The sequence below is a fragment of the Rhizobium sp. FG113 genome (genome assembly GCF_057809895.1).
The window spans coordinates 153,458-175,947 of the sequence record NZ_JBMDKV010000013.1 but is presented as its reverse complement, the minus strand read 5'-3'; the positions used below and the strand labels follow the sequence as shown (position 1 = coordinate 175,947).

The following is a 22,490-nucleotide window of genomic DNA, read 5'->3' as shown; positions in this document are numbered from 1 at the left end:
AAAGACTCCGAATAAAAGAATCGAAGTCACTTTGAGTTCTTGTGGCTCTGCTCGCCGGCCTTGACGTGCTGTTCGTGCGTGCCGCCCTGTTTGCCGGACGAACTCGCGCTCTTCGTCATCGACGATGCGCCTTTACCGCTTGACTTGGCGCCGCCCTTGGAATGCGACGTATCGGTGCCTGTGGATGCCATTACATGTTCCTCCTTGAGAGATCCCCATGATCTCGTTGTCTCAACTTCCACATTGCGATGGTGTTCCGTGGTTTTTTGAAGAGCACGACGCCATATCGGGTCTTTTTGCGTCTGCTGGGTGAAGTGGCTTGCGTCGGGCCGCTCAGAGCGGGAAATCCAACGGGTCACCTCATATTGACGGCTGCTGCCCCTCCCTCGCATTACTGATCGTCTCGGCCTCATAGGCGGGCGTTGATCGGGTCTGCATTCGTCAAGGGGCAGGCAGATGTTTCCTATCGTCGATCTTATGCCCACACGATGTTGATATCGTCCGACGAAACACCTGCATCTTCGAGTGCCTTCACGGCGGCCTTGGCGTCGTAGTAGCTGTCGCAAAGTCCTGTGATTGTGATTTTTGCAGCAGAGCGCTGCGGTTGGTTGACGCGCGCTAATGGTCAAAATGACGCGAACTGTATCCTGTCGGGCTGGCGAAGTTGTATGCCGCTCGCGGGTGTTCAGCCCGCGCAAGGTCGTCTGTGGTCACCAAACGGCTGATATGCGCTGAAGACTATCTTCTCCCTTGACGAAATGTCGAACCGGACACGAAGATGTATTTCGAGTTGAAGGACGCAACCGCCGACATTCTTGCACGAAGCAGTCGCCGCGACGAGCTTTGCGATCTGCCGCTGAACCGATTGCGTCGGAAAGCTCCTGAAGATGGAGCCAGACGGTGGCACCACAAACATCCGCAACACTTCCAGCCAGCACTGGAAGCGCTGGATAGGTGTTTCGAACCGTTGCGTTGTGCCCCTCACCCGGTTTGCCGAACCCGATCCCGCGAGCAAGCCCGAGGGCGGCCGCACGCCAGACGCCTGGTTCGCCAGCACAGGCGACGATCACCTCATGTTTGTTGCCGGGCTCTGGGTCCGGGACTGGACGAGTGTGTGTAAGGTGAAGGATGGTCTCGTCACAATCGACTTGTTCGCGTTCCTAACGACGGAACCGAATGCGGCGGTCGCGCCGATCCACCCAAAAGCCATGCCCGTGATACTGACCACGAAGGACGAGGTCGAGACTTGGCTCACCGCTCCTTGGGAAGACGCCAAGGCGGTCCAACGCCCACTGCCGGACGACCTACTGAAGATCGAACCTGTGGTGGATGCCGTCGAATGAGCGTGACATGCCGGCAATTATCCGACTCGGACGCCCACGCTTGCCTTCCGATGGCTCCGACTAGAGCTGACGACCCTGGTCTTGGCCTTACTTCATGCAATGCATAAGCGGTCGGCGAGATATTCCCGCCGGCATCGTTCCTCTGTCGTGCCGAAGGCGAGTACTTGCCATCCGGCAGTCTAGTTCAGATTGGGTCAGTTCGCTAAGCGACGATGATTTGAGCATCCATCATCGGACGATACGTGCTCCCGGCGTCAATATTGCGGAGCTTGAGAAGTAAAAACAAAACGATACCACGCAAAGAAAAACTATTGATCATTACTCTATCAACCAGCATGTTAAGCCCATAGATTTCTAGGGGGAAAGACATGGCATCGGGTACAGTAAAGTTCTTCAACGCCGACAAGGGTTTTGGTTTTATCACGCCGAGTGGCGGCGGAAGCGACATCTTCGTACACATTTCTGCGTTGCAGGCTTCTGGACTACAGTCCCTTCAGGACGGCCAGAAAGTGACATTCGATACCGAGCCTGACATGCGTGGCAAGGGCCCCAAAGCCGTAAATATCGAAATCGATTGAATGCAAACGCTGATGATGCAAACTGAGGCTGGGTTCGGGGAAGTATCTTGGCCACCAGCCTAGTAGACTTTGTCAACGCGGGGCAGCCGGGCCGCACGACTAGAGTTGACGTCCCTGATCCTGAGCCTGTAGTCGCGCTATCCTTTGCCGATCGGCGATAGCTTCCCGGCGACGTCGCTCGTTTGTCAAGTAATCGCTCGGGGAAAGTTGCGGCTGCTTTACCGTGTGAGTGTTGGCCTTCTCATGTGGAAGGCTTCGTGCCGAATTCTCGGTCATGGATGTTTCCTCGATTGCGCGAAGAGAACGTCCAAGCTCGGAAAAAGATGCAACGTCGCTGTATTTTTTTTGAACCCCGGTTTCGGTCTTCGGGACACGGTGGCTCAGGCGCGCCCTTCCCTCGCCTGCAGCATCATCAGCGTAAGGTCATCGACCTCACGGTTCTCGGGAACACTGCTGGCCTGAGCCGTTGCCTGGACGAAGTCTGGATTGCCGCCTTGAGCGAACTGTGGGTTCGATGACTTGGGTTGGACGGTAGTCGACTGATTGCTGCCACTGTTAGTACGGGACATTTTCAAGCTCCGTTTGGCGCGATGTGAAATCTCCACGTCAAATGAGGCTGCGGCCAAATGGTTCCCGCTCGAAGATCAGGGCTGGAGCGATTCCGCCCGTCTGCGGATTCGGATTTCAATGCGTCGACGCTCTTGGACATCCCCTGCTTGTCCCGCGGTGAGCTTGTCACCTGGGACGACAAGCTGGGCCGCCGACATCGGCAAAACCGTGACGTCCTTTAGGTTCGCATTGGCCTTCAAGACATTCGCAACCGCGATCGCCCGGGCAAGCCCCAGTCCGGCGTTATCCGCCGGCTGGAGAGCTTCGACCGGGAGTCGCCCGTCGATGACACCGATCGACGCGTCGTCCAGATTGGACATGCTCCTGGCAACGCGCTGCTCGTCAGTGTGGCCTATCACCTCGACGACGTCGACCTTGTAGCGCTCGAGGTTGTCGGCGATCTGTTCAGCGATCGAAGTCTCGAGTTTGCCCTCAAACTGAGGTGTCAGCGCCGCGCTACCCGATGTGAAGTAATAGCCTCCGGCTTCGGAGAGATTGATAATCGGAGGCCACTCGTGCGGTTGGATGTTGCCCTTGAGCATCTCCTCAAGTTTCCCGGGCGCTTGGTCCAAGGGAACGTTGTTCTTGGTGAGAACCTTCGCTACGGCCGCGAGCTTTTCAAGATCGGCCGGGTTCGCGTCATTCATCTTTAGTCGGTCTATGACCTGCCGAGCGGACACCAATTCACGCCATTCGCTCTCGAAGTTGGCGCGCTCAGTTGGCGTCATATGCGAGCCAAGCTTCGACTGCGCCTCCACAAGCTGTGCCGACAACTCCTTGTTCTGGGTCTCCAGCTGCACCAGCCGCTGTTCCGCGGCCATGCGCTGTTTGCGCTCGGCGGTGATCATAGCCGCAGCTACCAGCAGCAAACAAAAAACAAGCAGAAGCATGGATTCGGCCATGGTGAGGCCGAGGATTAGGCCGCGGTTATAGCCTTTGTGTTCGAGTTTCGGGCTTGCTTCGGCTCGGGTCACCATCTGAAGAGCCGCCGTTTCGGTTGACCGCCCGAACCCGTTGGCTTGGACCCGACATTTTCCGTTGAGCCGCCCGTAGCGTCTGCGGTCGTCTGATCGCTCACAGCGGCATCAATCTTGCCCGTATCCGCTGGAGACAAGGTAGGAGGACGCGGCTCACCCTGGCGTTCCAGGGCATCGGCAATACGATCAAGTTTGCTGTCAATGCTGTTGAGCGGCTTGAGCGCCTCGTCGATTTTGGTGGCCTGAGAACGCGTCTCAGCGCTCCCCTCCTCCATCCTCCGCAAATGCGCGTCGGTCATGTCCTTGATTGCATCGACCGCGGGGGTGAGTTCCAACCTTATCACGTCCTCCGGCTTCCTGATTTCACCAAGGCGTGTGCCAACGCCCTCAACGGCCACACCAAACTTGTCGATGATCGTGGACAGCTTGTCGGTCGTTTCGGTGAGCTTCCTTGTCGCTTCCGCTGCCTGATCGGTGACCGACCTGTTGTGGTCCTCGATAATGGACGACAGTTTGGTTGCGGCTTCCTGTATCGGGATGATTGCTTCCTTGGAGATCGCCTCGATCACCTTGCGGATTTCCTCGCCGTTCTTTTCGGCTTGGCGGCCGATCTCCTCGAAGCCTTCCGTCAGCATCTGGTTGCTCACGCGACGGTAGTTCGAGAACTCGCGCGCCGAAGTATCGAGCTCGGTACGCACCCGTCGCGTCATCTCCGCAAGCTCGTGGCGGGCGCTGCGTTCGATGTCGATGGGATCGCGGCGCATCTGATTGAACAGGATGCGCAAGGTCACGCCGGCGATCGTCGACGTCACCGCGATACCGAAGTTGCGGACAATCGTCTCGATCGAGGTCTCTCCCGCGAACAGGTAAAGCGATACGCCAAGGCTGGAGAGCGTGAAGAGAAAACCCATGTAGTAGAGGTTGTCGCCCGCCTGCTCATTGTGGAGACGGAAGCCCGCGAGCGCGATCGAGGCCAAGAAGTAGATGGCCATCAGCGCCAGCGGAACTGCGGTCACGACAAGAGTGGACCAAGCTGCCAGCTTGGCCGACCAGATGAACGCCATCCCACCGATCGTCACGGCTGCGAACAGCACGATCGGAGCCCAGTCTCGAAATGCAGTCCTTCCGGTATCGCTTGTCGCCATTACTGCAACCCCTCCAAGCGGGTGAAGCCTGCGAAGTCCCCGTTGTTCTTCTCCACCCAGGATTTCCAGAACGTAGCGAGGTCCTCCATCTTGAACTTCTGGCCCGGCCGCTGGAAAGCAAGGATTTTGACCTGCACTCCATCCAAGGACGTCCGGAACTTCTCCCTCGCCGGGCTAGCTTCGAATTTGGTGACCGAAACCCCGTCACGGTAGCTGGAGAAATCAGCCGTATGCTCGACCATATCCGAGGCTATGTACAAGGTCTTATTTATCCCGGCAGGCAAAGGCTGAAAGGCCTCAAGGTTTATCCGTTGGATGCCGGCCATAATCGGAGAGAACTCGCCCGAAGCACCGGACCCGATCTTGCCCGCAATGTCTTCCAGGGGTTTCTGGAAACCCTTCTCCCAACGTTGCTGTACGAGCTTGGGATTGCTTGTCCATTCGTTGGCGAGGTCGCCGCTGCCAGGATTGCAGCCATGGAAAGTCCGCTCGAGCTTGCCCTCCTCGGCGGTCAAAGCAAAAACGTCGATCGCGCCGTTCACAGGTACGCTTGAAACCAATCGCTGGAACTGGTTCTTGAGATCGATGGACGTCGCCTCCGATATGGGATCGGTCACATCCAGCAGGATCGCTGTCTCGCTTGTCGGTCCCGTCGTTGGGCAAAGAGACGCCTTGTCCAGTGAGATCGTCGACATCGCTTGGTACTTCAGCCACCCGAAGGCCCCGACCATTCCGAGGGCCACGGCCGAAAGTGCGATCGTTCCGATTATAGCACCCGTCGAGAAGCCGCCTTTTCGTGAAAGATTGCTACGCCGCCTGTTCCGAGCCAACGCCTGCCTCCGGGAATAGATTGTCTAGTTTGTGGTATTGCGCGACGGCGGCCTCGAAGGCGGAGCCGATCTTGCTGATTTGATCGCTGAGTTCAGCCTGGGCGAGCTGAATTCGTTCGGTCAGAACGCGATCGTCCCAGTCTTCGCTGGTCTTCACCACCGGTGTGATCCGCTCGAGCTTGTATGCGACCGCGAAATAATGGGGCTCGGCGTCCGATCGGGCGGCACGGTTGGCCTCTCGATAAGCAGTGAGGACAGAATTTGCGGTCCGCTCGAGATGACTTTGGTATTCGGCGAAAAGCCCAATGGTCCGCGTGCGATGGGCGATGATTGCCGCAGATTCCTGACGACGAGAGCTGAGGTCTCTGACGATCGCCTCGATCTTGCCGTTGTGCTCGTCACGGATTTCGCGAAGGTTGTCGATCAAGTCGAGCTTTCCGGAGATGTAATTCTGCCGCGCCTCGTCCAACCGCCTTTGGACCCCAGCGAAACCAGGGTATGGGTCGGTCAACATACACCCGTCTATGAACGCCAAAATCGAGAAGAAAATCCCGATGGCAAACAGCATCCATGAATTGAGCTCCACCAATCCGAGCGGAGTTTCCCTAATGCGGCGGATGACCTCTGTCCCTGCTCCCTCCAGTATTGTCGCCGAAACTTCGCGGTAGTGAGCCAAAGCAAGATTCACGGCGAGAGCGACGGCGATATAGGCAGCCAAGCCCAACAAGCCGAATAGTTTCATCAGCCAGGATCGATGGACAAGATTGCGGACGCAGAAGATGGCAAACAGCAGCGCTGCGCCGATGTTTAGGACAGCGAATACGACGGCCTCTGTTATCCCACCGATGATACCTTGCTCGCTGCCCTTGGCGAGAAAGTTGCCGTTCATGACAATTTCGACGAGGACGAGGACCAGAAGCAGAGCGATTTTGACACTTGTTGCGCCCGCACTAGGAACCTTCGCTGCACGATCGAGCCTGTGCTGCCGCTTGAACGACGTCATTTCGTCTTCCGCGATCTTGAGGTCGCGGCGCAAGCCATGCAGTTCGTCAACCCCGCTGGCAATCTCGGCCTTGAAGTCGGAAAGACTGGACGCGTTGGCCTGACGGATCAGTCCAAACTGCCCCTCGACGTCCAGGTTCCGCAATCTGCCTTCGAATGTTTGAAACTGATCCTCGAGAACCTGGTATGCCGATGCCTTCTCCTGCTCGATGCGGCCGACAACCCGCTGCTCCACTTCGTCCAGGGACTGTGCCGAGGTTGCGGGGCGGTTCGCCCTTCCATTTCCCTCGCCCTTTTCACGGACGTTCAGCGTCTGGATGAGCTTGTCCGTGTCGAGCTGCGGAAAAATCTCCGTCGAGGCGCGGAAGTCGTGGCTGGATTCCCGAACGCCGGACCAGAGTTTGTTCAGTGCTTCAAACGGCAAGTCATCCTCGTCGGAAACATGGTTGCTAATGTGTTACGTTGAAAGGCGTATCTCAGAGGTTGTGATCGGTCCAGTGGCATTGGCGCTGACAGACTTTAATCACCGAGCACGGTTAATCTGTGTTCACCGTTTGGCGACCCTTCGGCGTCGCAACAACGCTCCTGCCCAACCTCTGCTCCCATAATGTAAACCTCTCACACCACGCCCGCCAAAACCGGGGCAATCGGTGAAAATTGAGATTTTGCTAACCTTGGAGCAGAACATTTGAGCGGGGAGGCCAAACCTTGAGAAGACCATGTACGTGCTATCAATCGACGACGGTGGCGAAGAGCGCAATTTCTTGGCGACGAACCTATGCTTCGTGGGCGACCAGCTGCGAGTGACAATCAATGGCAACGGGAAATCGTTCGATCTCTCCCAACTCGTGGACATATTAGCCGTTGACGACGCGTCCTCGAACTCGCCCTTGCCGGTCATGCCAAACCAACAGGTTCGATTAGCTTAGGCCGGAATTCCAACGGCGGCGGACCAGCGGTCGAAGGGCGGTACGAAGTCATCGAGGCTTAGCCAGCCTGCCGCGCCTAGCTCACAAGCCAGCGACAACCTCAAGACCACCTGCCCGCCTGATAGCTACCTGAGCTGCTTCAGCACGGCTGCCACTATCTCCTCGGTCTATCTTCCTGCGCAGGGTGTCCGCAGTCTGAGCTAAGCCTACATTCGCTTTCGGAAATGAGGGACGCCAACGCAAGGCCCATTTCGGCGGGTATCCATGCGTCTTCCTTGCCCCATAACACGGTGACCGGGCAATCAAGGCGGCTGTACATTGGTTCTACCTCGTCGGTGTACTTCTGGTCCATCTGCGCGATCTGGCGGTAAAACGCCGCGTGCCCGACTTCGCCAACCCAAGGCTTGCAGTAGATGTCCATGGCCCCCTCAGACAGCTTAACCTGGGCGGCAGATTGGATATAAGCTCGTAGCACCGCGCGATGCATATAATCCGGCGCACTCGCGAGAGCGCTTCAACGTGGTGGCGGACATGCTGAACGAGTGCCGAGCCCCAAGGTGCTAGGGCAACCGCGTTGCGCCGCCCACTGCAACGTATCACAGTCCGAAGGTGACATATCCTTGGTCATTGATTGCCCACGATGGATTGTACGCGATCTCCCACGCATGGCCGTCGGGATCGGCCACGTAACCGCGAAAACCACCATGAACGGGTGCGTCGGCTGGTCGTATCCTCGTTCCGCCCGCTTGAATGAGCCGCTCCATCAGCGGGACAACTTCGTCAGTGCTGGAAACGTTGTGTGAAACCGACACTGCGGCCGCACCGATCCCCGCCTGTCGGGTCATGTCGTCCTCCGACGACGACCTCTTGAATGTCCCGAGTACGAAGCCATTCATCTGATAAAAAACGATCTCCTCATTCTCGAAGATCGGCGTCCAACCGAATCCGTCCGTATAGAATTTGCTAGAACGCGCCATGTCCGACACGCCAAGGTTAATCGCGTAGATTTGCTGCTGCATAACCAAACACCTTTCATTCGCCGAGCACATCGCAAGGCGTTCAAGGTCTTGGGCCGCCGATACCGACGGAAGGACCCGCTTCACGCGGGGGCCGGGCCAACCGCACCGAACCTAACCTGTTTTAGACCACACCAACAACCCGGTCGGGCTCGCCCCATATGTCTGTTGCTGTCTGAGGGCGATCATAGTCCGTGTGGGTCTAAACTCATTTCCGCATCCGGGAACCAGCATTGCACAACGGCGTTGAAAACGTCGTTCGAGTCCACAATGGCGAGAAAGACACGCCTGCCGACCGCCCAAGCCTACGCATGGCACTTTTGCTTCATCATCTAACGACGACAGAATTTCGACCGATCCCAATCGCGCAGTCGATACGACAATTTCGGCCGCAATATCAGGATCGCTTTGGCCTACGTCGTGCGCAGAGGCGCTGCGGCTTCAAGGGTCGCGGCTTCAACAGAGCGTTTCTGTTGTAATTGAGCTCGTTGCGAGTTGGTGATGCGACGTTTCAGGGCGGCGAGCACGCCGCACTCAGTCCAATTGGTAAGGGTGTCTATCTGCTCGATTGCAGCGCGGCCCGCGCAGAGCACATTCATGAAATCGACGGCACTAGAAATTGCTTTCCGCCGTGCTATGTAACTTGCGAACATCCCTCAGGTATCCCAGAATGACCTCCACCAACCCCGACTGCGGACGACTATTTCGCAGCCGCGAATGGGAAAGCACGCCGCTTGGCCCAAGAGACAAATGGAGCGTCGAGCTCAAGACCTTGACCAATGTCATGCTTGGCTCGCTCCAACCCATGTTGATCGTCTGGGGGCCAGACCAGGTTACCTTGTACAATGACGGCTATGCACAGATGTGTGGTGCGCGCCATCCGGAGGCTTTCGGCAAACCGTTTCATGATCTCTGGTTTGACATCTGGGATCAGGTCGAACCAATCATCACCGCCGCGTACAACGGTGAAGGCACTGCGATGGATGACATCCAGTTCACCATGCACCGCAACGGATACCCCGAGGAAACACATTTTGCGTTTTCTTATACCCCGGTTCGCGACCCATGGGGAACAGTGCTCGGCATGTTTTGTGCGTGCACTGAAATCACGGCCCGGGTCGCGTTAAGCCGGGAAGAACGAAGCCAGCGGGAGCGTTTCCGCCAGGTCTTTGAGTTGAGCCAGGGCGGCATTGCTATGCTGGTTGGTCCGGACCACGTTTTTGACTACGCCAACGAGGCCTACCATTCAATGATCGGTGCTGGTCGTGAGATTATTGGCAAGACTGTCGCAGAGGCCGTGAACGAAGTCGTCAGACAGGGTTACATCGGCATCCTCGACGAGGTCTATCGAACTGGAGAGCCTTTCGTCGCGAAAAGCCTTTCGATCGATCTGAACCGGGGACCCGCAGGTGAATTGCAGACACGTGCGATCGATCTAGTTTACCAGCCGATGCGGCACGAGGGCGGAGCGGTCACCGGCATTCTTGTGCAGGCTCTGGATGTAACCCAGGTTCGAGCGGACGAAGAACGCCAAGCCCTGCTCTATCACGAGCTCGGCCACCGGCTCAAAAACCAGCTTGCCATGGTGCAGGCGATAGCGTCGCAGACACTTCGCAGCTCACCTGATCTGCCGACCGCGAGAAAGCGCCTCTCCGATCGCATTGGAGTACTCAGCGATGCTCACGACACTATTCTTGAAGGGGGGCGTGGTGCATCGACAGTTCCACAGATCGTCGGACAGATGGCCGCACTCCACGACGACCTGGGAAGTCCGAGGATTAGGACCAGCGGTCCGCCGCTGAAGATTGGCTCTCGTCCGTCACTGTCGTTATCTCTGATCCTTCACGAGCTAGCGACCAATGCCGTCAAGTTCGGTGCTCTCTCCGTCCCCGGCGGGCGCGTCGATCTTCGATGGGCCGTCGCTGGAGAGCAGCGGGACCGCTTTGAGATGACGTGGACCGAAACCGGTGGCCCCACTGCTCTCAAGCCTGGGACTACTGGGTCGGGGATGCGTTTGATCTCGGCAGGGCTCAACGGCACGGCTGATAGCAGCGTAGCCATCGACTATCCAACAAGTGGCATTGTCTGTCGTATCGCCGCTGATCTCCAGAGCTTCCAGAAAGAGCATTGAATGGCGAATCGTATTCTTGTCGTCGAGGACGATGGCCTTATCAGAATGGACCTGGTCGACATGCTCGAGGACATGAACTTTTCGGTGCTCGACGCGGCCAATGCCGATGAGGCGATGACGATCCTCGACGCGGAACCGGACATTACCGCCCTGTTGACCGACATCGACATGCCAGGTTCGATGAACGGCCTCGAACTAGCCCGTCAGACCGCCGCCAGGTGGCCGGACTGCAAAGTCGCCGTGATCTCCGGGCGCTACAACCCGGCCCAGGGCAAGATGCCCGACACGGCTCTTTTCGTTTCCAAGCCAGTGTCGGAAGTCGCGCTTTCGAAAGCCCTTCAAACGCTGGGCTTGCTGGGTTAGGTTCCGAAATGTGCTTCGGCAAGACTGTTTGAGCCTAAATAATAGAAAGTCGAGCTATGCTCGCTGAAGAACTCAACGATTTCGCACTGACACCCTCAGGATGGGACGAGGAAGCCCGCTCAGCGGCCTTACACTCTTTCAATATCCTTGATACACCTCGCGAACATGACTTTGACGATATCGCCAAGATCGCGTCGCATATCTGCGGCTCGCCGGTAGCGGTCGTCAATCTCGTAGACACGAAGCGACAGTTTTTCAAAGCCGAGGTCGGCCTTGGAGTTCGGTCGACGCCGCTGGAAACAGCATTTTGCCGCCACGCGTTGCTTGAGCAGGACGTCCTTGTTATCACTGACGCGACGATCGATCATCGCTTGGACGACAATCCACTCGTCACTGGTGAACCGCACATAAGGTCCTATGCCGGCGCGCTTTTGAAGACGGCCGATGGGCACCCAATTGGAACGGTTTGCGTTCTCGATTACAGAGTACGAGAATTCTCTGACGACCAAGTCGAAATGCTCAGGTTCCTTGCGCGGCAGGCGATGGTTCAACTAGAGCTTCGGAGGACAGTCGCGGCGCAGCAGAAACTGTTATCACGAACGAGGGCGGCTGAACGGCAGCGCGCGAATTTCGAAAGAGTGGTGCGTCAGGCGTCCGACTTCATCGGGATCGCCGATCCTCAAGGCAAAGTTCTCTTCTTGAATGATGCCGCCCGCGATCTCGTCGGACTACAGGCGGAGGAGCCCCTGCCCCCTGACGTCATGGATTACATTGTCGAGGCGGACCACCAGCTATTCAAAGAGCAGGTCGTTCCAGCGGTCAAGTCCGGACAGAGTTGCGAACAGGAAATCCGGCTTCGCCACTTCGGGACCGGCGAAGTAGTGCCGGCCCTTTACACCATGTTTCCCATGCGCGACGACGAGGCAGACGTAATCGGCTACGGAGTCGTCACCAAAGACCTCACCCAGCTCAAAGCGGAGGATGCTCGCCGAGACGGCATGATGGCCGAGGCAGCGCACCGGATTAAAAACACGCTCTCGATCGTTCAAGCCATCGTTTCGCAGTCTTTGAAGCGAGCCACGACAGTGGAAGATGCCAAAGCCGTCATATCAGACCGCGTCGCTGCATTGGCGAAAGCGCAAGACGTACTCACAGCGACTGACGGCGCTGTTGCGGATATATCGGATATTGTAGCTAGCGCACTCGCCCCGCATGACGCTGGTGCCAACCGTTTTTCCGTAAAAGGTTCAGCGCGCCATCTGGAAGCACGTCAGGCGTTGGGTCTCTCACTCGCCTTGCACGAACTTGCCACCAATGCCGCGAAATATGGAGCTCTGTCGGCCGACGACGGCAAGGTCGAAATCGAATGGACGATCGGCGATGACGGCGCATTCAAGTTCAATTGGACCGAACGCGGCGGACCCCTCGTAAAAACGCCGATCAAAACAGGGTTTGGTTCACAGCTGATCACGAGGATGGTCTCGCCGTATTTCGCGGGTAGCGCGGCCCTCGAATACCATCCCGAGGGAGTTTGCTTCACGTTGCGTGGCACCCTTGCGGTCGCACCACGGTAACAACCAATCGCTTAAAACGCCTCAGTCAGAGCCACAACCCGGTCGATCAATGTGAACGGCTTATCACCCAATCGGTGATGCCGACGTTTACACATGGCTTGCGAAAGCGAAGCTCTCTACCTCACGGATTTGACCACGAATATGCCAGCGGCAACTGCGGCGCGCCAAGGAAAAGCTTCCCGTTCGCAAGATCAAGTTCGTACCATTCTTGATTAACAATGTCCTCAACCCCTTTCCGGACGTATCGCTCGCGGCCGCATGAGCGCGCGCGAGGCTGAAGCCTCCCCAGCAACAATTTCGGGGAGCCCGAGGCGATTAGGGCTTCTTCTGCTTGCTGGATTCTACTGCCTTGGCCCCAAGCTTAGCCGGCGCTGCTGCTGGCGCGGCCTTGTCCTTCTTCGGCTTGCGGACCTCTTTGTTGCTCTTAGCTTGCCCCTTGGCCATCGATTCCTCCTGGTCGAGATAACGGCGCATTACCGATCAGCGCTGGAGAGAATGCAACCTATATCTTTGCTATAAAGCTTATAGATGGCAGGGCCACCGTGCGGGCCGGGCGGGCGTCTCCGGCCGAAGATCGTAGGTGAAATGAGATCGGTCAGTGGTTGCGACCGACACCCCACACCATGAACAAGAACGAGGCTGTAGCGGCAACCGCTGCGATGGCGAGATTGGTATCCATGGTGACCCCTGTCAATTTGTGCGCTCTGAACGCGCCAAAAGACGAGATAGTTCCAAGCGCGTATGACTTCCCCGCGCGCACCTTGTTATCGATATTATTGCCGCCGTCAGGCGACGCCAGCGCTCACCCACCCGTCCTCGATGCGGACTAGCGGCCGACAGTTGCCCAGCAACTTGGCGGGGCAGCCAAACGACAAATATCAACGGCTGATGAACGGTGCGATGTTGCCTGGGCCGTGCGCCTAATGTCAAATGTGAAGCAGTTCGTGGTTGGTCAAACCGAAACGCGGCAGGGCAAAAGGTGACGTTCGCCAGTTAAGTCCTACGTCCTCGCGTCCGCCCCGAAGACTGTCGGGATTCCTTCGCCGAATCCGAAAAACCTGGCGGTTTGCCTTTTACCCAGGCCACGAATGTCTGCACCGCAGGGTCCTCAAGGAGGGCCTCTACTGTTGAGAACTTCTTGGCGAGCTGGGCATCCGAAAAGATCGCATGTATCTGGTCGTGGCAGATGCGGTGCAGACAAACAGTTTGCTTTCCGCCCTTGCTCTTGGGGACGAGGTGATGATCGTCTTTCTGATCATCGGGTATCACCCTTTCGCACAGCGGGCAAAACACGGGTTCCGGCTCCGCAATGTCCCAGGAAGCCGGTTCAACTCGGTACTTGCGTGCCATCGGTCATCTTCCTCGAGCTTCTGATGTTGCGTCCATGTCGATTGGAGTGGTGCCCCTCCGTTTACCGAACCGATAGCTGGTCCTTCGAGCTCGAGCAATGCTGAGCAGGTTGACGCCGGCTGGCAGCGATCGCTTAACGCGCCGAGACAGCTGTCGGGCCCAAACCGGACATCGATAGACCCATCACCAAGCTATAGCTTGCTTACGGCATCGACAATGTCGCGGAGCGCAATCGGCTTCTGCAACCTTTGCACATCAGCCAGTTCATCCGGTATCACGTCTGGATCGTATCCTGTCATGAACATGAAGGGGATACCGCGCTCGATGAGGAGGCGTGCGATCTGGAATCTCGGACCGCCTCCACCAAGATTAAGATCAAGCACCACTGCTGTCGGGCTCTCATCCTGTAGAAGATGGAGCGCATCTTCCTCTGTGCCGCAGGGCCCGAGCACCGTCGCGCCTGCGCCACGCAGTGCCGCCGCCACGTAGTAGTCGTCTTCGACCACCAGAACCGTCTTTCCGCTGAGGTCTGGTGCTCCGGTCATGTCCACAGTTCCTCCATAAAGCTTCGTTGGCATTGGTGCATCTGTTTCGAGTATGCTTTCCGCGTCGCGAAGTGGGAGTTCGATACGGCATTGCGCGCCTTCGGGCGTGATCGTCGTGCTGCCTGCTCCACGAAGCTCGTAGGGGATTTTGCCTCAATGAGTTCAGAGCCAAACCCCCGGCGGGTTGGCGGCGGCCGCGGTGGCGCGCCTTCCTCCACCCAGTCGATTGCGAGCCACGGCTTTTCCCGCTTTTCGAACGGTGTCCACCGCACCGTAATTTTGCCATCGCTCACCGATCAGCGATGGATTGAGAGCCGCCGTTGAGCCGGGGGCCCTCCACCGAATTGCCTGCCAGCTCACGGCCGAGCATCTCGACGTCGGTCGGGTTGTTTATGCCGACGTCGTCCACGAGCCCGAGTTGACAGCGGTTGTTGTGGAACATCCATGTTCGTTTTGACAGACATGCCAACCCGCCCTCGAAGTCATTCGGGACGTACCTATGCAACTGGCGATTTGAGTTTGAAAAAGCACGCTGATACAATGGAGGCTGTCAGCGCAGCGGTTCTGGCACTCAGGCGAGAGCGGCCGGGCGACAGCCGGCTTTCCGCGAGTGGAGCGGTAGGGCCATGAGCCGACGATGCTCTGCTTCGGGCGTGCCGTAGGATTCACCTGCGAAAGCCAAGAGCTGCGGCCGATCCCTGATTTCCAGATGGCTTCTTGTCGATCGGACCAAATGTTCGCCCTCAAGAACGTGAAGGGCCTCCGTTACAGATGATCGTCTCGCGCCGAGCATGATCGACAGGTACTCGTGGGTTAGGCCAAAGGCGCTGGTCGCGGAGCGATCGTCGACCATCAGCAGCCAACGAGCCAGTCGCGTACGGACGTCGAACTTCCCATTCGCAAGGGCTGTATGGCTGACCTGGATGCCAAGCGACCGCGCGAAGCGGCCTGCGAGAAGATCGAGTTCCGGAAAGGTCGCCAATGCCTCTTCGAAATCTCTTGCAGCCATTACGAGCGTGTCGCCTTCGATTTGATTGATCAACTCATGCGGTGTGCGGTTATCGCCAAGCGCAATCCCCGTACCCGTCATTCCCTCGTTGCCGATCAATCCTGTCTCGATCCTGGTGCCTGCCGCACCGACTGCCACAAGCGACGCGATGCAGTCGATCGGAAAGTACACTCTACTGATCGTCTGGTTTGCGACTTCAAGCACTGCTCCTCGAGGCATACGGATCACACGAAGCATGGGAAGCAATTCGTGAACAATTGAGGTAGGCAGTAATCCCAGAATTTGGTTTCGCGTCGCTTGCTCAATGGAAACTGCCCGTGGGTGCGCGGCGTTGGACAGTCCGACCGCTAATCCCTCCTCATCGAAAGGCTTTCGAAGAACAATCTTGTCGGCGTGGCGAGCGGGGACGACCTCTGGATTGTAAGCAGTGGCAAAGACAAAAGGGAGTCCCAGTCGTTCCAGTTCATCGGCGACGGGAAAAGACATCTCACCACCAAGATTGATGTCGAGAATTACGCCGTCGAGATCGGGCGTCGATGCGATCAGCTCAAGCGCCTCGTCGACACCCGGCGCGGCTCCAGCAACGACAGCCGCCATCGCCTCAAGTCGCGACGCCAGCTCCGTAACTGTATAATAGTCGTCTTCGACGACCAGAATGCGCTTCCCGGCAAGGGATTCCTGCGCGACCATGAGGATTCAAAGCTCCTGTGTGGTTCCGGCTCAGTAAATGGAGCAGCGTGATCGGCTGACAAGCACTTTGATCCAGCGGCACCTTGTTGAGTGACTTGGCTATCAGGACGCCAGTTGCAGAACCGACGATTGATTTGCCGGGTCGGTAGCCCCATTGCGCATTCGGCCGACGAGGATCGCGACCGTTGCCCAGTCCGTGGGCTTGCTGCACACGAGGCTGGCTCGATAGAACGCGGGTAGGACACGGTTGTCATATCCGCTGACGAAGGCGAACGGAATTTGCTTCATCTTGAGAAACCCGGCCACGGGATAGGACATCTCGCCGTTGAGATTGACGTCCAAAAGCGCTCCGTCGATTTCCGGACCATGCTCGATGAGTTCCAAGGCTTCGCTGACCGTCGGAACCGGCCCTACTACTTCCGCGCCAAGGTCTTCCAGCCGACCCTTCGCCTCGATCGCGATAAGGCAGTCGTCCTCGACCAGCAGGAAGCGATACCCTTCGATCTCTGACTTCAAGGGGCGATATCTCTTCCATGCAGCAGCACGGCAGGCATTCGCGAGCCGTTCTGGGTCGACGAGCCCTTGTCGGTACTTATCGATCACATAGGTGGCGAAGTTGGCTCGATAAACCGATCCCTTGGAAAACCAGGGCTCGGCGACGATGCGGTCGTAAATTGCCTGAACCACAAGCAGGTCATCCGGTGAAAAAATGCCATGAGAAAGTATGGGCGAAACCATCGCAAACTCCTCCCAAAAGCTGTGCGAACGCCGAAAAAATGTGCCATGAGGCTGCAGCGGGATCAATCCAAAGCATGTGCTACAGGAGCTTTGGTGCGAAACCGACAAAGGCGATCTCTCGGCGCGGTATGACCGTGGTTGGCGCACTCCTGCCGTGAGCTTTCGGCTACGGGCCTTTGAAATCGATCCAGCCAGAAGCTCAGGGTGGGCTGCCAATCTACGAGCGATAAATTCAGTAGAAGGGCGCACACACGTTTCTTCTTGCGGGTCTCGCCTTGGGTTAGAAGCCTTAGCATGCACCGCCAAGCGACACTCGAGTGCCCTGCTCCACTCGAGACGACGGGAACGAAAACCTGCCGCACCCAGTGTACGCAAACGTACCAACATTTTCAGTTGAACATCAATGCTTTGCGGATATCTCTGGATATGGCTTCCAAGCCGCTTCAGTTATTATGGCTCAGCTTTTGCCTCGCTTAGTTGCGAGGCATTTTTCTTCTTGATAGCTGTCCGATCACATACCGAGGGACATCGCTTGACTAAGACCGACTGGCCGAAGGAGCCGCTTACGACCGCGGACCTGCAAATGTTACACGGCGTACTCATCGAGTGGTGCCGCAACAACGAATGCGATCCCTCCAGCGATCGCGGACGGCTCGCCGCCAAGACACTGGTGGGGTGGCATGAGTTCGGTATCCACGATGCGGCCGAGCTTGCCCACCTCATGCGCGATGAGGTTGCAACCCCGAAATCCTGAGAATTTTATGCGCGATCGGTCCCAGCCTCTTCGTCGCGCTTTTCGCCGTTCTCAGCGCTCTTGATATCCGGCTACCGGGCCCCAGCTTTTGCTAATGGGACATCTTCGATACCAGGTGAGCAAAAACGGGGCAGACGCCTACTTATCAATCGTAGACATATTTACGGGTTGGACTGCCGTTTATCATGGCGTGCGCCTGGACACGTTGGAACCTGGGGAAGCTGATCGGATGGTCGACGTTGTCAATCTCGCCGACCTCGCCAAACGCGGACAGCTCCGGCCCCATCGATGATCTATTTTACCAGCGACACCCACCTGGCCGATCCCCGCGTTCTGAGGATCGACCGAAGACCGTTTCCGAACATGGTCGAGCATGACGCAACTCTGATTTCAAGCTGGAACGCGGTAGTTGGTCCAGATGACGAAGTCTGGCACCTCGGGGATTTCATGGCAAAGGCTGCAGGGGATTGCGGCCAGATGCTACAGCGACTCAACGGCGTCAAGCACCTGATCATCGGCAACAACGATCCCGAGACAGTGGTGTCCTGCGAGGGCTGGACAACGGTGCAGCACTATAAAGAACTGAAGATTGACGGCATACTGTTGGTGATGTGCCATTACCCGTTACGCACCTGGAACCAAATGGGAAAGAAGTCGATCAACCTTCACGGACACTCACATGGCCGGCTAAAACCGCTCCCTCGTCAGTTTGATGTTGGGGTTGATGTTTTTGATCTCAAGCCTGTCGCACTCAACGATATCTTGTCATCGCGTTCGAGACGATTGCCCAGACACTAGGTGGGTACGCCGACCGGTTAGCAGCCGACGCACTGCGCAGGATACTTCCCCAGCCAGCGGTATTCCACGGTGGAGACTTTTGTCTTGCTCACCTTCCCCTTGCCGTCGTTGCCATCTGCGAAGCAAGCTCGCGACGGGCGGACGTCAACAACATGGTTGCGGTAGCGCTTTCTTTACCACGTCTCAATCGAATTGAGTTCGATGTGGCGCATATTAAGGCCCTTGTCATGTGGCCTCGATAAACCCTCTCTAAAAGTCAAAGCAGAGAGCTTGGATGGCCCGTTACGAAGTCGAGATGTCGGACGACCGATGGGTGGTCATTGATCGCATCACTGGGCTAGCTCTCCATAATGGTTCCAGTGAAAGGTGCACTCGACTAGAAGCTCAAGCTCTTGCTGATTTCCGCAATGGCATTGGAACCTCTACGCAATACCGTGTCCACTCACGCCTGCAATCCATCCGAGTTGCATGGAAAGCTATCTTTGGCAGCCATCTATAATTGGAAAATCATTGTGTTTGCCGATGAAACGAGAAAAACCCGCTCATCGCTGAGCGAGCCTTTCACTTCTGCCCGAACGCGTGGTCACTTATCGGACGCGCGGCCCTCGTTGCCGCCTTCGAAATCTAGCTAATCATGCTTTCCACCACGTTAACGGAGTTGCATAAGCAGCCCGCAAGCTCCGGTCGCGCCGGGGCGATCTCAGATCGCACTCCGATTACTGAACTGGGCTACTTTCCCGAGAGGCTAGGCTGTCAAGGATAACTTCGCCCGATAGTTGCGTGGGGCGGGAATCGAACCGCACAGGCGGGTCAGGTCGAGCTTGGGCATACAAAGATTGAAGCGCCAAGTTCTGTTTCTGCTCCAAGTCACGGAACACACGGAACAATGCCTGCTCTGGGTGCTTTAGGCTTTTACACTCATCCACAGGAAGAAAACGATGTCCAACGACCCCAAAACCGATCCAGCTCTCGCGCCATCCTCAGATAGCACAGCTCAAAACCGGGCGAAGCTGCGGTTCGGTCGAGCTGCACTCTGGGTGGGCGTAGGCATCGCAATTTTCGCTTTCGTCTTCTACATCGGCATCGGAATATATGGCGGATATCACGCGGCGGGATGACGGCTGAGCCAGCCCGCTTCATTGCTCCATATCGCGCTTGACGTCGGCGCGTTGCGATGGACGGCCAAGGTCGTCGGCATTTCGAAGCTCGTAATCGGACGCGGAAGCCATAAACAAACACCGTTCTAATGGGCCCTATCGCGAAGCGCGTTGGCACAGATGGTTCCCCCGACACCCGAGGGGCTCAAGGAGCATTTTTAGTGAAGTTCAGCTGTCGCGCTCATGCGACCGCACCCTGCGCAAAATTTGCACCGGCCTTTCGAAAGCTTGGCACGCATTCCTCCGATCAGCCAAGGAACCGAGACAACGCAGCCGCTAGGTCGGTAGGTTTCTCTTCCGCGACGTGATGCCCGCTGTCGATGCCAAAGCCGCGAACGTCCCTCGCCCACTTCCGCCAAATTTGCAGAGGGTCGCCTACAGTCTCGATGAGATCATCTTTTTTCGACCACAGGCAAAGAAGCGGGCACTTTATCTTCTGACCGGATGCGCGCGTCTCCATTTCATCGCGTCTGTCGACCGTCAGTCCGGCCCGGTAATCCTCGATCATGCCATGAACGACATCCGGGTTGGATATGGCTGCAACAACGTCCTGATAAGCGTCGTCACCCATCAAACTCGGGGACAGCTTGTCGTACCAGGCCAGCGGGTCGGAGTTGATCGCCCTCTCCGCCTTTTCGGGCTGTGCGAAGAAAAACCAGTGATACCAATCTCGAGCGAACCGCCAGTCCGTTCGCTCCAAGTGTTCGGTAATCGGGACACAGTCGATGACCACAACTTTATCAATGGCGTCGGGATGGTCCACCGCCAACCGAAACGCCACATAGCTACCTCGATCATGACCCACGACCGAAAAGCGGCTATGTCCAAGATGTCGCATGAGGGCTATGCAGTCATTCGCTTTTGCGCGTTTCGACGAATTTACATGCTCTTTTGCGTCTTCGGGCTGAAAGGATTGTCCGAACCCACGGATGTCGGGACAAACTACTGTAAAATCTGAAGCAAGCATCCCCGCAACTTGGCTCCAGGTCATGTGCGTCCGCGGGTGTCCGTGAAGCAGGAGAACGGGTGGCCCGGAACCGCCGTGACGAACTCTGAGCTTTCCCGCACCGACATCAATGAATTCAAGCGAAAACTCAACAAACACTGACTTCACTACCAGACCTCACGATCCTAAAATGCGCCATCGACATTGTATGAACTCGCTCGTTCAGCGGGTATTGCTACCTGGCCGCACAAATGCGGAGCTCAGTCTTTGTTCACTACGACTTTTCTAAACGAGAGAACCCTCGCCAGGGCTAAGCGAGGGTTCTCAATCGTGTCGCGACCTGTAAGGAGCAGGCTCATCAGATGGGCATCCGAAGATACGACTGCTAACGTAATCTCTGGAGGCGATCCTTGTTCCAGCGGGATGGCGCTTTTATTCAAACCTGTGGACTCTCAAGGGGTTTCGGTGGGGAAAAAGGTATCCACTCGAGCCACGGACCATTTGCTCTTCATCGCAAGAGCCCCTGCCCGCCGTCGACCCAAATTGGTGAGCCGGTGATGTGCCTTGCCTTATCTGACGCCAGAAACGCGATGACATCCGCAACATCCGAACTCGTGCCGGGTCTACCGCCGGTGATGGGAACCTGGCCTTCTGGCCAGATGACGGGGATAGCGGTTTGATCCTCCTGACGAAGGGCGGTGTTTGCGTCGATGTTCGTCTCGATCTCACCCGGGCAGACCGCGTTGATGCGAATGTGATGACGCGCGAGTTCAAGCGCCAGCTGCTGCACCATGGCGACTTGTGCAGCCTTGGTCGCCGTGTATGCAGTCGCACCCGGCGTTGTGAAGGTTCGGGTGCCGTTGATAGAGGAGACTACAATGATCGACCCACCACCTGCGCGCTTCAAGAAGGGGACTGTAGCGCGGATTGTCAGGAAGGTCCCGGTAAGGTTCGTGGAGATGGTCTTATTCCATTCTTCCAGTGTGAGATCATCGATGGGAGCCCAGACACCGTTGATACCGGCGTTTGCGACGACAACGTCGAGGCTCCCGTATCGATGCACCAGCTCCCTGGCCGCCTCTTCTATCTGCCTTTGGTTGGCTATATCGGCATTTAAGACAAAGGAGTTGCCACCACTTTCTGTGATTTCAAGCATCGTTGCATCAAGATCGTCCTGGCTGTGTCCAAGCAAGCCGACGCTGTAGCCTTCCAAAGCTAATGATCGGGCTGAGGCCCTGCCGATGCCTGATCCCGCACCTGTAACCAAGGCAACTCTATTCATGTGACCCTCATATACGGCTCGGCTGAACAACGTGCTCGTTAACTCGGTTCCGTTCAGACAGTTCCACGTACGCTGCGGTACCAAGATGGTCGGCTTGATGAGCTATTAGGAAATGACCAAAGTGCAGTCTGGGAGTCAGCCTAACTTAGGTAAGCGGTGTTTTCCTCGGAAATTGACCGATCGCGACTCGCGCCTCAAGTCACCAAGGCGAAGCGTATTTATGTTAATCTCTCGACTTTTTAGGAACCTCGAAAGTTGTCATAGACTCTAGGAGACTTAAATGCCCAATACTGCCGGTTTCGGCCCTGTGGCGGCGGTCGATGACGTCCTGATTACCGCAGAGCTGGCGAACCGCCCAAGCCGGACCCCAGACTATGAAAGCGAGAGCCAAGTGCTCGGGCTTCTGGCCCAAGAGATGGCTACCAATCCACGCGGCGTGCTCCAGAAATGCGCCGAACTGGTTCTGGAGCTGTGTCATGCGGATTCTGCCGGGATTAGCATTCTGGAGCCCGGCGAAACAACCGATACGCTCCGTTGGCAGGCAGCAGCTGGCGCTTTCGCGCCCAACCTTCATGGTACGATGCCCCGTGAAGCGAGCCCCTGTGGGACCGTGATGGAACGCGACTGCGTCCTCCTATTCAACGAGGCCGAGCGTTTCTTTCCAGCTCTCCAGGGGGTCGAGCCACGTATCTACGAGAACCTGCTTGCCCCTGGCATGTGAAAG

24 protein-coding genes and 1 pseudogene are annotated in these 22,490 nt (G+C 57.0%); 9 read left to right on the top strand and 16 right to left on the bottom strand.

Translation table 11 applies throughout. The features are described from left to right. Positions 1–26: 26 nt before the first annotated feature. Positions 27–191 carry a hypothetical protein gene (locus ACODTZ_RS25185; protein ID WP_197067394.1) on the bottom strand — a complete coding sequence of 55 codons (165 nt, stop codon included), beginning with the start codon at positions 189–191 and terminating at the stop codon, positions 27–29. 687 nt (positions 192–878) lie between these two features. Here ACODTZ_RS25185 and ACODTZ_RS25180 point away from each other — a divergent pair. Beyond that, positions 879–1,343 (top strand): annotated as a pseudogene (locus tag ACODTZ_RS25180) (SOS response-associated peptidase family protein); the annotation flags it as partial. 368 nt (positions 1,344–1,711) lie between these two features. After that, positions 1,712–1,921 (top strand): cold-shock protein, encoded by a 210-nt coding sequence (locus tag ACODTZ_RS25175; RefSeq protein ID WP_489029023.1) that lies wholly within the window; start codon positions 1,712–1,714, stop codon positions 1,919–1,921. A 380-nt stretch (positions 1,922–2,301) separates the two neighbouring features. On the opposite strand, the gene ACODTZ_RS25170 is transcribed toward ACODTZ_RS25175, so the two are convergent. The 7 genes from ACODTZ_RS25170 to ACODTZ_RS25140 all read right to left on the bottom strand — a co-directional run bounded on the left by ACODTZ_RS25170 (position 2,302) and on the right by ACODTZ_RS25140 (position 9,082). Further along, on the bottom strand, positions 2,302–2,490 hold the full coding sequence (locus ACODTZ_RS25170) for a hypothetical protein (RefSeq protein WP_489029021.1): 189 nt from the start codon (positions 2,488–2,490) through the stop codon (positions 2,302–2,304). 75 nt (positions 2,491–2,565) lie between these two features. Continuing rightward, complete coding sequence (locus ACODTZ_RS25165) at positions 2,566–3,507, bottom strand: OmpA family protein (RefSeq protein ID WP_489029019.1); 942 nt, start codon at positions 3,505–3,507, stop codon at positions 2,566–2,568. Next, positions 3,501–4,652: a hypothetical protein gene (locus ACODTZ_RS25160; protein WP_489029017.1), complete on the bottom strand. Its 1,152-nt coding sequence runs from the start codon at positions 4,650–4,652 to the stop codon at positions 3,501–3,503. Before ACODTZ_RS25160 ends, ACODTZ_RS25165 begins: the two co-directional genes overlap by 7 nt. Beyond that, entirely contained in the window at positions 4,652–5,482 is an 831-nt protein-coding gene (locus ACODTZ_RS25155) for a hypothetical protein (protein WP_489029016.1), read from the bottom strand. Before ACODTZ_RS25155 ends, ACODTZ_RS25160 begins: the two co-directional genes overlap by 1 nt. Beyond that, entirely contained in the window at positions 5,460–6,908 is a 1,449-nt protein-coding gene (locus ACODTZ_RS25150; protein ID WP_489029015.1) for a hypothetical protein, read from the bottom strand. The genes ACODTZ_RS25155 and ACODTZ_RS25150 overlap by 23 nt, the downstream gene beginning before the upstream one ends. A 1,101-nt stretch (positions 6,909–8,009) precedes the next feature. Further along, on the bottom strand, positions 8,010–8,432 hold the full coding sequence (locus tag ACODTZ_RS25145; protein ID WP_489029014.1) for a VOC family protein: 423 nt from the start codon (positions 8,430–8,432) through the stop codon (positions 8,010–8,012). 410 nt (positions 8,433–8,842) lie between these two features. Then, entirely contained in the window at positions 8,843–9,082 is a 240-nt protein-coding gene (locus ACODTZ_RS25140) for a hypothetical protein (protein ID WP_489029012.1), read from the bottom strand. A gap of 17 nt (positions 9,083–9,099) precedes the next feature. Between ACODTZ_RS25140 and ACODTZ_RS25135 the strand changes: the two genes are divergently transcribed. The 3 genes from ACODTZ_RS25135 to ACODTZ_RS25125 are packed head-to-tail and all read left to right on the top strand — an operon-like array spanning position 9,100 to position 12,497. Next, positions 9,100–10,560, top strand: coding sequence for a PAS domain-containing protein (locus ACODTZ_RS25135; RefSeq protein ID WP_081993149.1), 1,461 nt, complete (start codon positions 9,100–9,102; stop codon positions 10,558–10,560). Continuing rightward, complete coding sequence (locus tag ACODTZ_RS25130; protein ID WP_489029010.1) at positions 10,561–10,923, top strand: response regulator; 363 nt, start codon at positions 10,561–10,563, stop codon at positions 10,921–10,923. Between the two features lie 56 nt (positions 10,924–10,979). Then, positions 10,980–12,497 (top strand): sensor histidine kinase, encoded by a 1,518-nt coding sequence (locus ACODTZ_RS25125; protein WP_489029008.1) that lies wholly within the window; start codon positions 10,980–10,982, stop codon positions 12,495–12,497. A gap of 315 nt (positions 12,498–12,812) precedes the next feature. Here ACODTZ_RS25125 and ACODTZ_RS25120 read toward each other — a convergent pair whose 3' ends face one another. From ACODTZ_RS25120 to ACODTZ_RS25095, 6 genes are all read right to left on the bottom strand, one after another. Further along, positions 12,813–12,941, bottom strand: a complete 129-nt coding sequence (locus tag ACODTZ_RS25120) for a hypothetical protein (RefSeq protein WP_489029007.1) — start codon at positions 12,939–12,941, stop codon at positions 12,813–12,815. Positions 12,942–13,490: 549 nt separating this feature from the next. Beyond that, complete coding sequence (locus ACODTZ_RS25115) at positions 13,491–13,847, bottom strand: HNH endonuclease signature motif containing protein (protein ID WP_489029005.1); 357 nt, start codon at positions 13,845–13,847, stop codon at positions 13,491–13,493. Between the two features lie 191 nt (positions 13,848–14,038). Continuing rightward, positions 14,039–14,392, bottom strand: a complete 354-nt coding sequence (locus tag ACODTZ_RS25110; protein ID WP_489029004.1) for a response regulator — start codon at positions 14,390–14,392, stop codon at positions 14,039–14,041. Between the two features lie 289 nt (positions 14,393–14,681). After that, positions 14,682–14,834, bottom strand: a complete 153-nt coding sequence (locus tag ACODTZ_RS25105) for a hypothetical protein (protein WP_489029002.1) — start codon at positions 14,832–14,834, stop codon at positions 14,682–14,684. A gap of 129 nt (positions 14,835–14,963) precedes the next feature. Then, positions 14,964–16,091: a helix-turn-helix domain-containing protein gene (locus ACODTZ_RS25100; RefSeq protein ID WP_489029000.1), complete on the bottom strand. Its 1,128-nt coding sequence runs from the start codon at positions 16,089–16,091 to the stop codon at positions 14,964–14,966. 102 nt (positions 16,092–16,193) lie between these two features. Continuing rightward, positions 16,194–16,829 (bottom strand): response regulator, encoded by a 636-nt coding sequence (locus tag ACODTZ_RS25095; protein WP_489028998.1) that lies wholly within the window; start codon positions 16,827–16,829, stop codon positions 16,194–16,196. A 532-nt stretch (positions 16,830–17,361) separates the two neighbouring features. On the opposite strand from ACODTZ_RS25095, the gene ACODTZ_RS25090 reads away from it, so the two are divergent. The 3 genes from ACODTZ_RS25090 (at position 17,362) to ACODTZ_RS25080 (ending at position 19,499) form a co-directional block, all read left to right on the top strand. Continuing rightward, a complete protein-coding gene (locus ACODTZ_RS25090) occupies positions 17,362–17,583 on the top strand; it encodes a hypothetical protein (RefSeq protein WP_489028997.1) in 222 nt (73 codons plus the stop codon). Between the two features lie 288 nt (positions 17,584–17,871). After that, the gene (locus ACODTZ_RS25085) at positions 17,872–18,381 is read left to right on the top strand and encodes a metallophosphoesterase family protein (RefSeq protein ID WP_047513770.1); all 510 of its coding nucleotides are present in this window, start codon (positions 17,872–17,874) and stop codon (positions 18,379–18,381) included. 938 nt (positions 18,382–19,319) lie between these two features. Beyond that, positions 19,320–19,499, top strand: a complete 180-nt coding sequence (locus ACODTZ_RS25080; protein ID WP_047513772.1) for a hypothetical protein — start codon at positions 19,320–19,322, stop codon at positions 19,497–19,499. A 286-nt stretch (positions 19,500–19,785) separates the two neighbouring features. Here ACODTZ_RS25080 and ACODTZ_RS25075 read toward each other — a convergent pair whose 3' ends face one another. Together ACODTZ_RS25075 and ACODTZ_RS25070 are read right to left on the bottom strand one after the other, a co-directional pair. After that, the gene (locus ACODTZ_RS25075) at positions 19,786–20,643 is read right to left on the bottom strand and encodes an alpha/beta fold hydrolase (protein ID WP_489029056.1); all 858 of its coding nucleotides are present in this window, start codon (positions 20,641–20,643) and stop codon (positions 19,786–19,788) included. Positions 20,644–20,992: 349 nt separating this feature from the next. Beyond that, the gene (locus tag ACODTZ_RS25070; protein WP_047513774.1) at positions 20,993–21,766 is read right to left on the bottom strand and encodes an SDR family oxidoreductase; all 774 of its coding nucleotides are present in this window, start codon (positions 21,764–21,766) and stop codon (positions 20,993–20,995) included. A 280-nt stretch (positions 21,767–22,046) separates the two neighbouring features. Between ACODTZ_RS25070 and ACODTZ_RS25065 the strand changes: the two genes are divergently transcribed. After that, complete coding sequence (locus ACODTZ_RS25065) at positions 22,047–22,487, top strand: hypothetical protein (protein WP_489028995.1); 441 nt, start codon at positions 22,047–22,049, stop codon at positions 22,485–22,487. Positions 22,488–22,490: the final 3 nt, after the last annotated feature.

What these genes read in the sequence shown, in the direction of transcription:
- ACODTZ_RS25185 (WP_197067394.1), bottom strand. Translation starts at nt 191, where the DNA reads ATGGCATCCACAGGCACCGATACGTCGCATTCCAAGGGCGGCGCCAAG.
- ACODTZ_RS25170 (WP_489029021.1), bottom strand. Translation starts at nt 2,490, where the DNA reads ATGTCCCGTACTAACAGTGGCAGCAATCAGTCGACTACCGTCCAACCC.
- ACODTZ_RS25095 (WP_489028998.1), bottom strand. Translation starts at nt 16,829, where the DNA reads ATGGTTTCGCCCATACTTTCTCATGGCATTTTTTCACCGGATGACCTG.
- ACODTZ_RS25135 (WP_081993149.1), top strand. Translation starts at nt 9,100, where the DNA reads ATGACCTCCACCAACCCCGACTGCGGACGACTATTTCGCAGCCGCGAA.
- ACODTZ_RS25100 (WP_489029000.1), bottom strand. Translation starts at nt 16,091, where the DNA reads ATGGTCGCGCAGGAATCCCTTGCCGGGAAGCGCATTCTGGTCGTCGAA.
- ACODTZ_RS25175 (WP_489029023.1), top strand. Translation starts at nt 1,712, where the DNA reads ATGGCATCGGGTACAGTAAAGTTCTTCAACGCCGACAAGGGTTTTGGT.
- ACODTZ_RS25160 (WP_489029017.1), bottom strand. Translation starts at nt 4,652, where the DNA reads ATGGCGACAAGCGATACCGGAAGGACTGCATTTCGAGACTGGGCTCCG.
- ACODTZ_RS25165 (WP_489029019.1), bottom strand. Translation starts at nt 3,507, where the DNA reads ATGGTGACCCGAGCCGAAGCAAGCCCGAAACTCGAACACAAAGGCTAT.
- ACODTZ_RS25065 (WP_489028995.1), top strand. Translation starts at nt 22,047, where the DNA reads ATGCCCAATACTGCCGGTTTCGGCCCTGTGGCGGCGGTCGATGACGTC.
- ACODTZ_RS25105 (WP_489029002.1), bottom strand. Translation starts at nt 14,834, where the DNA reads ATGTTCCACAACAACCGCTGTCAACTCGGGCTCGTGGACGACGTCGGC.
- ACODTZ_RS25140 (WP_489029012.1), bottom strand. Translation starts at nt 9,082, where the DNA reads ATGTTCGCAAGTTACATAGCACGGCGGAAAGCAATTTCTAGTGCCGTC.
- ACODTZ_RS25080 (WP_047513772.1), top strand. Translation starts at nt 19,320, where the DNA reads ATGTCCAACGACCCCAAAACCGATCCAGCTCTCGCGCCATCCTCAGAT.
- ACODTZ_RS25120 (WP_489029007.1), bottom strand. Translation starts at nt 12,941, where the DNA reads ATGGCCAAGGGGCAAGCTAAGAGCAACAAAGAGGTCCGCAAGCCGAAG.
- ACODTZ_RS25130 (WP_489029010.1), top strand. Translation starts at nt 10,561, where the DNA reads ATGGCGAATCGTATTCTTGTCGTCGAGGACGATGGCCTTATCAGAATG.
- ACODTZ_RS25070 (WP_047513774.1), bottom strand. Translation starts at nt 21,766, where the DNA reads ATGAATAGAGTTGCCTTGGTTACAGGTGCGGGATCAGGCATCGGCAGG.
- ACODTZ_RS25085 (WP_047513770.1), top strand. Translation starts at nt 17,872, where the DNA reads ATGATCTATTTTACCAGCGACACCCACCTGGCCGATCCCCGCGTTCTG.
- ACODTZ_RS25115 (WP_489029005.1), bottom strand. Translation starts at nt 13,847, where the DNA reads ATGGCACGCAAGTACCGAGTTGAACCGGCTTCCTGGGACATTGCGGAG.
- ACODTZ_RS25145 (WP_489029014.1), bottom strand. Translation starts at nt 8,432, where the DNA reads ATGCAGCAGCAAATCTACGCGATTAACCTTGGCGTGTCGGACATGGCG.
- ACODTZ_RS25125 (WP_489029008.1), top strand. Translation starts at nt 10,980, where the DNA reads ATGCTCGCTGAAGAACTCAACGATTTCGCACTGACACCCTCAGGATGG.
- ACODTZ_RS25110 (WP_489029004.1), bottom strand. Translation starts at nt 14,392, where the DNA reads ATGACCGGAGCACCAGACCTCAGCGGAAAGACGGTTCTGGTGGTCGAA.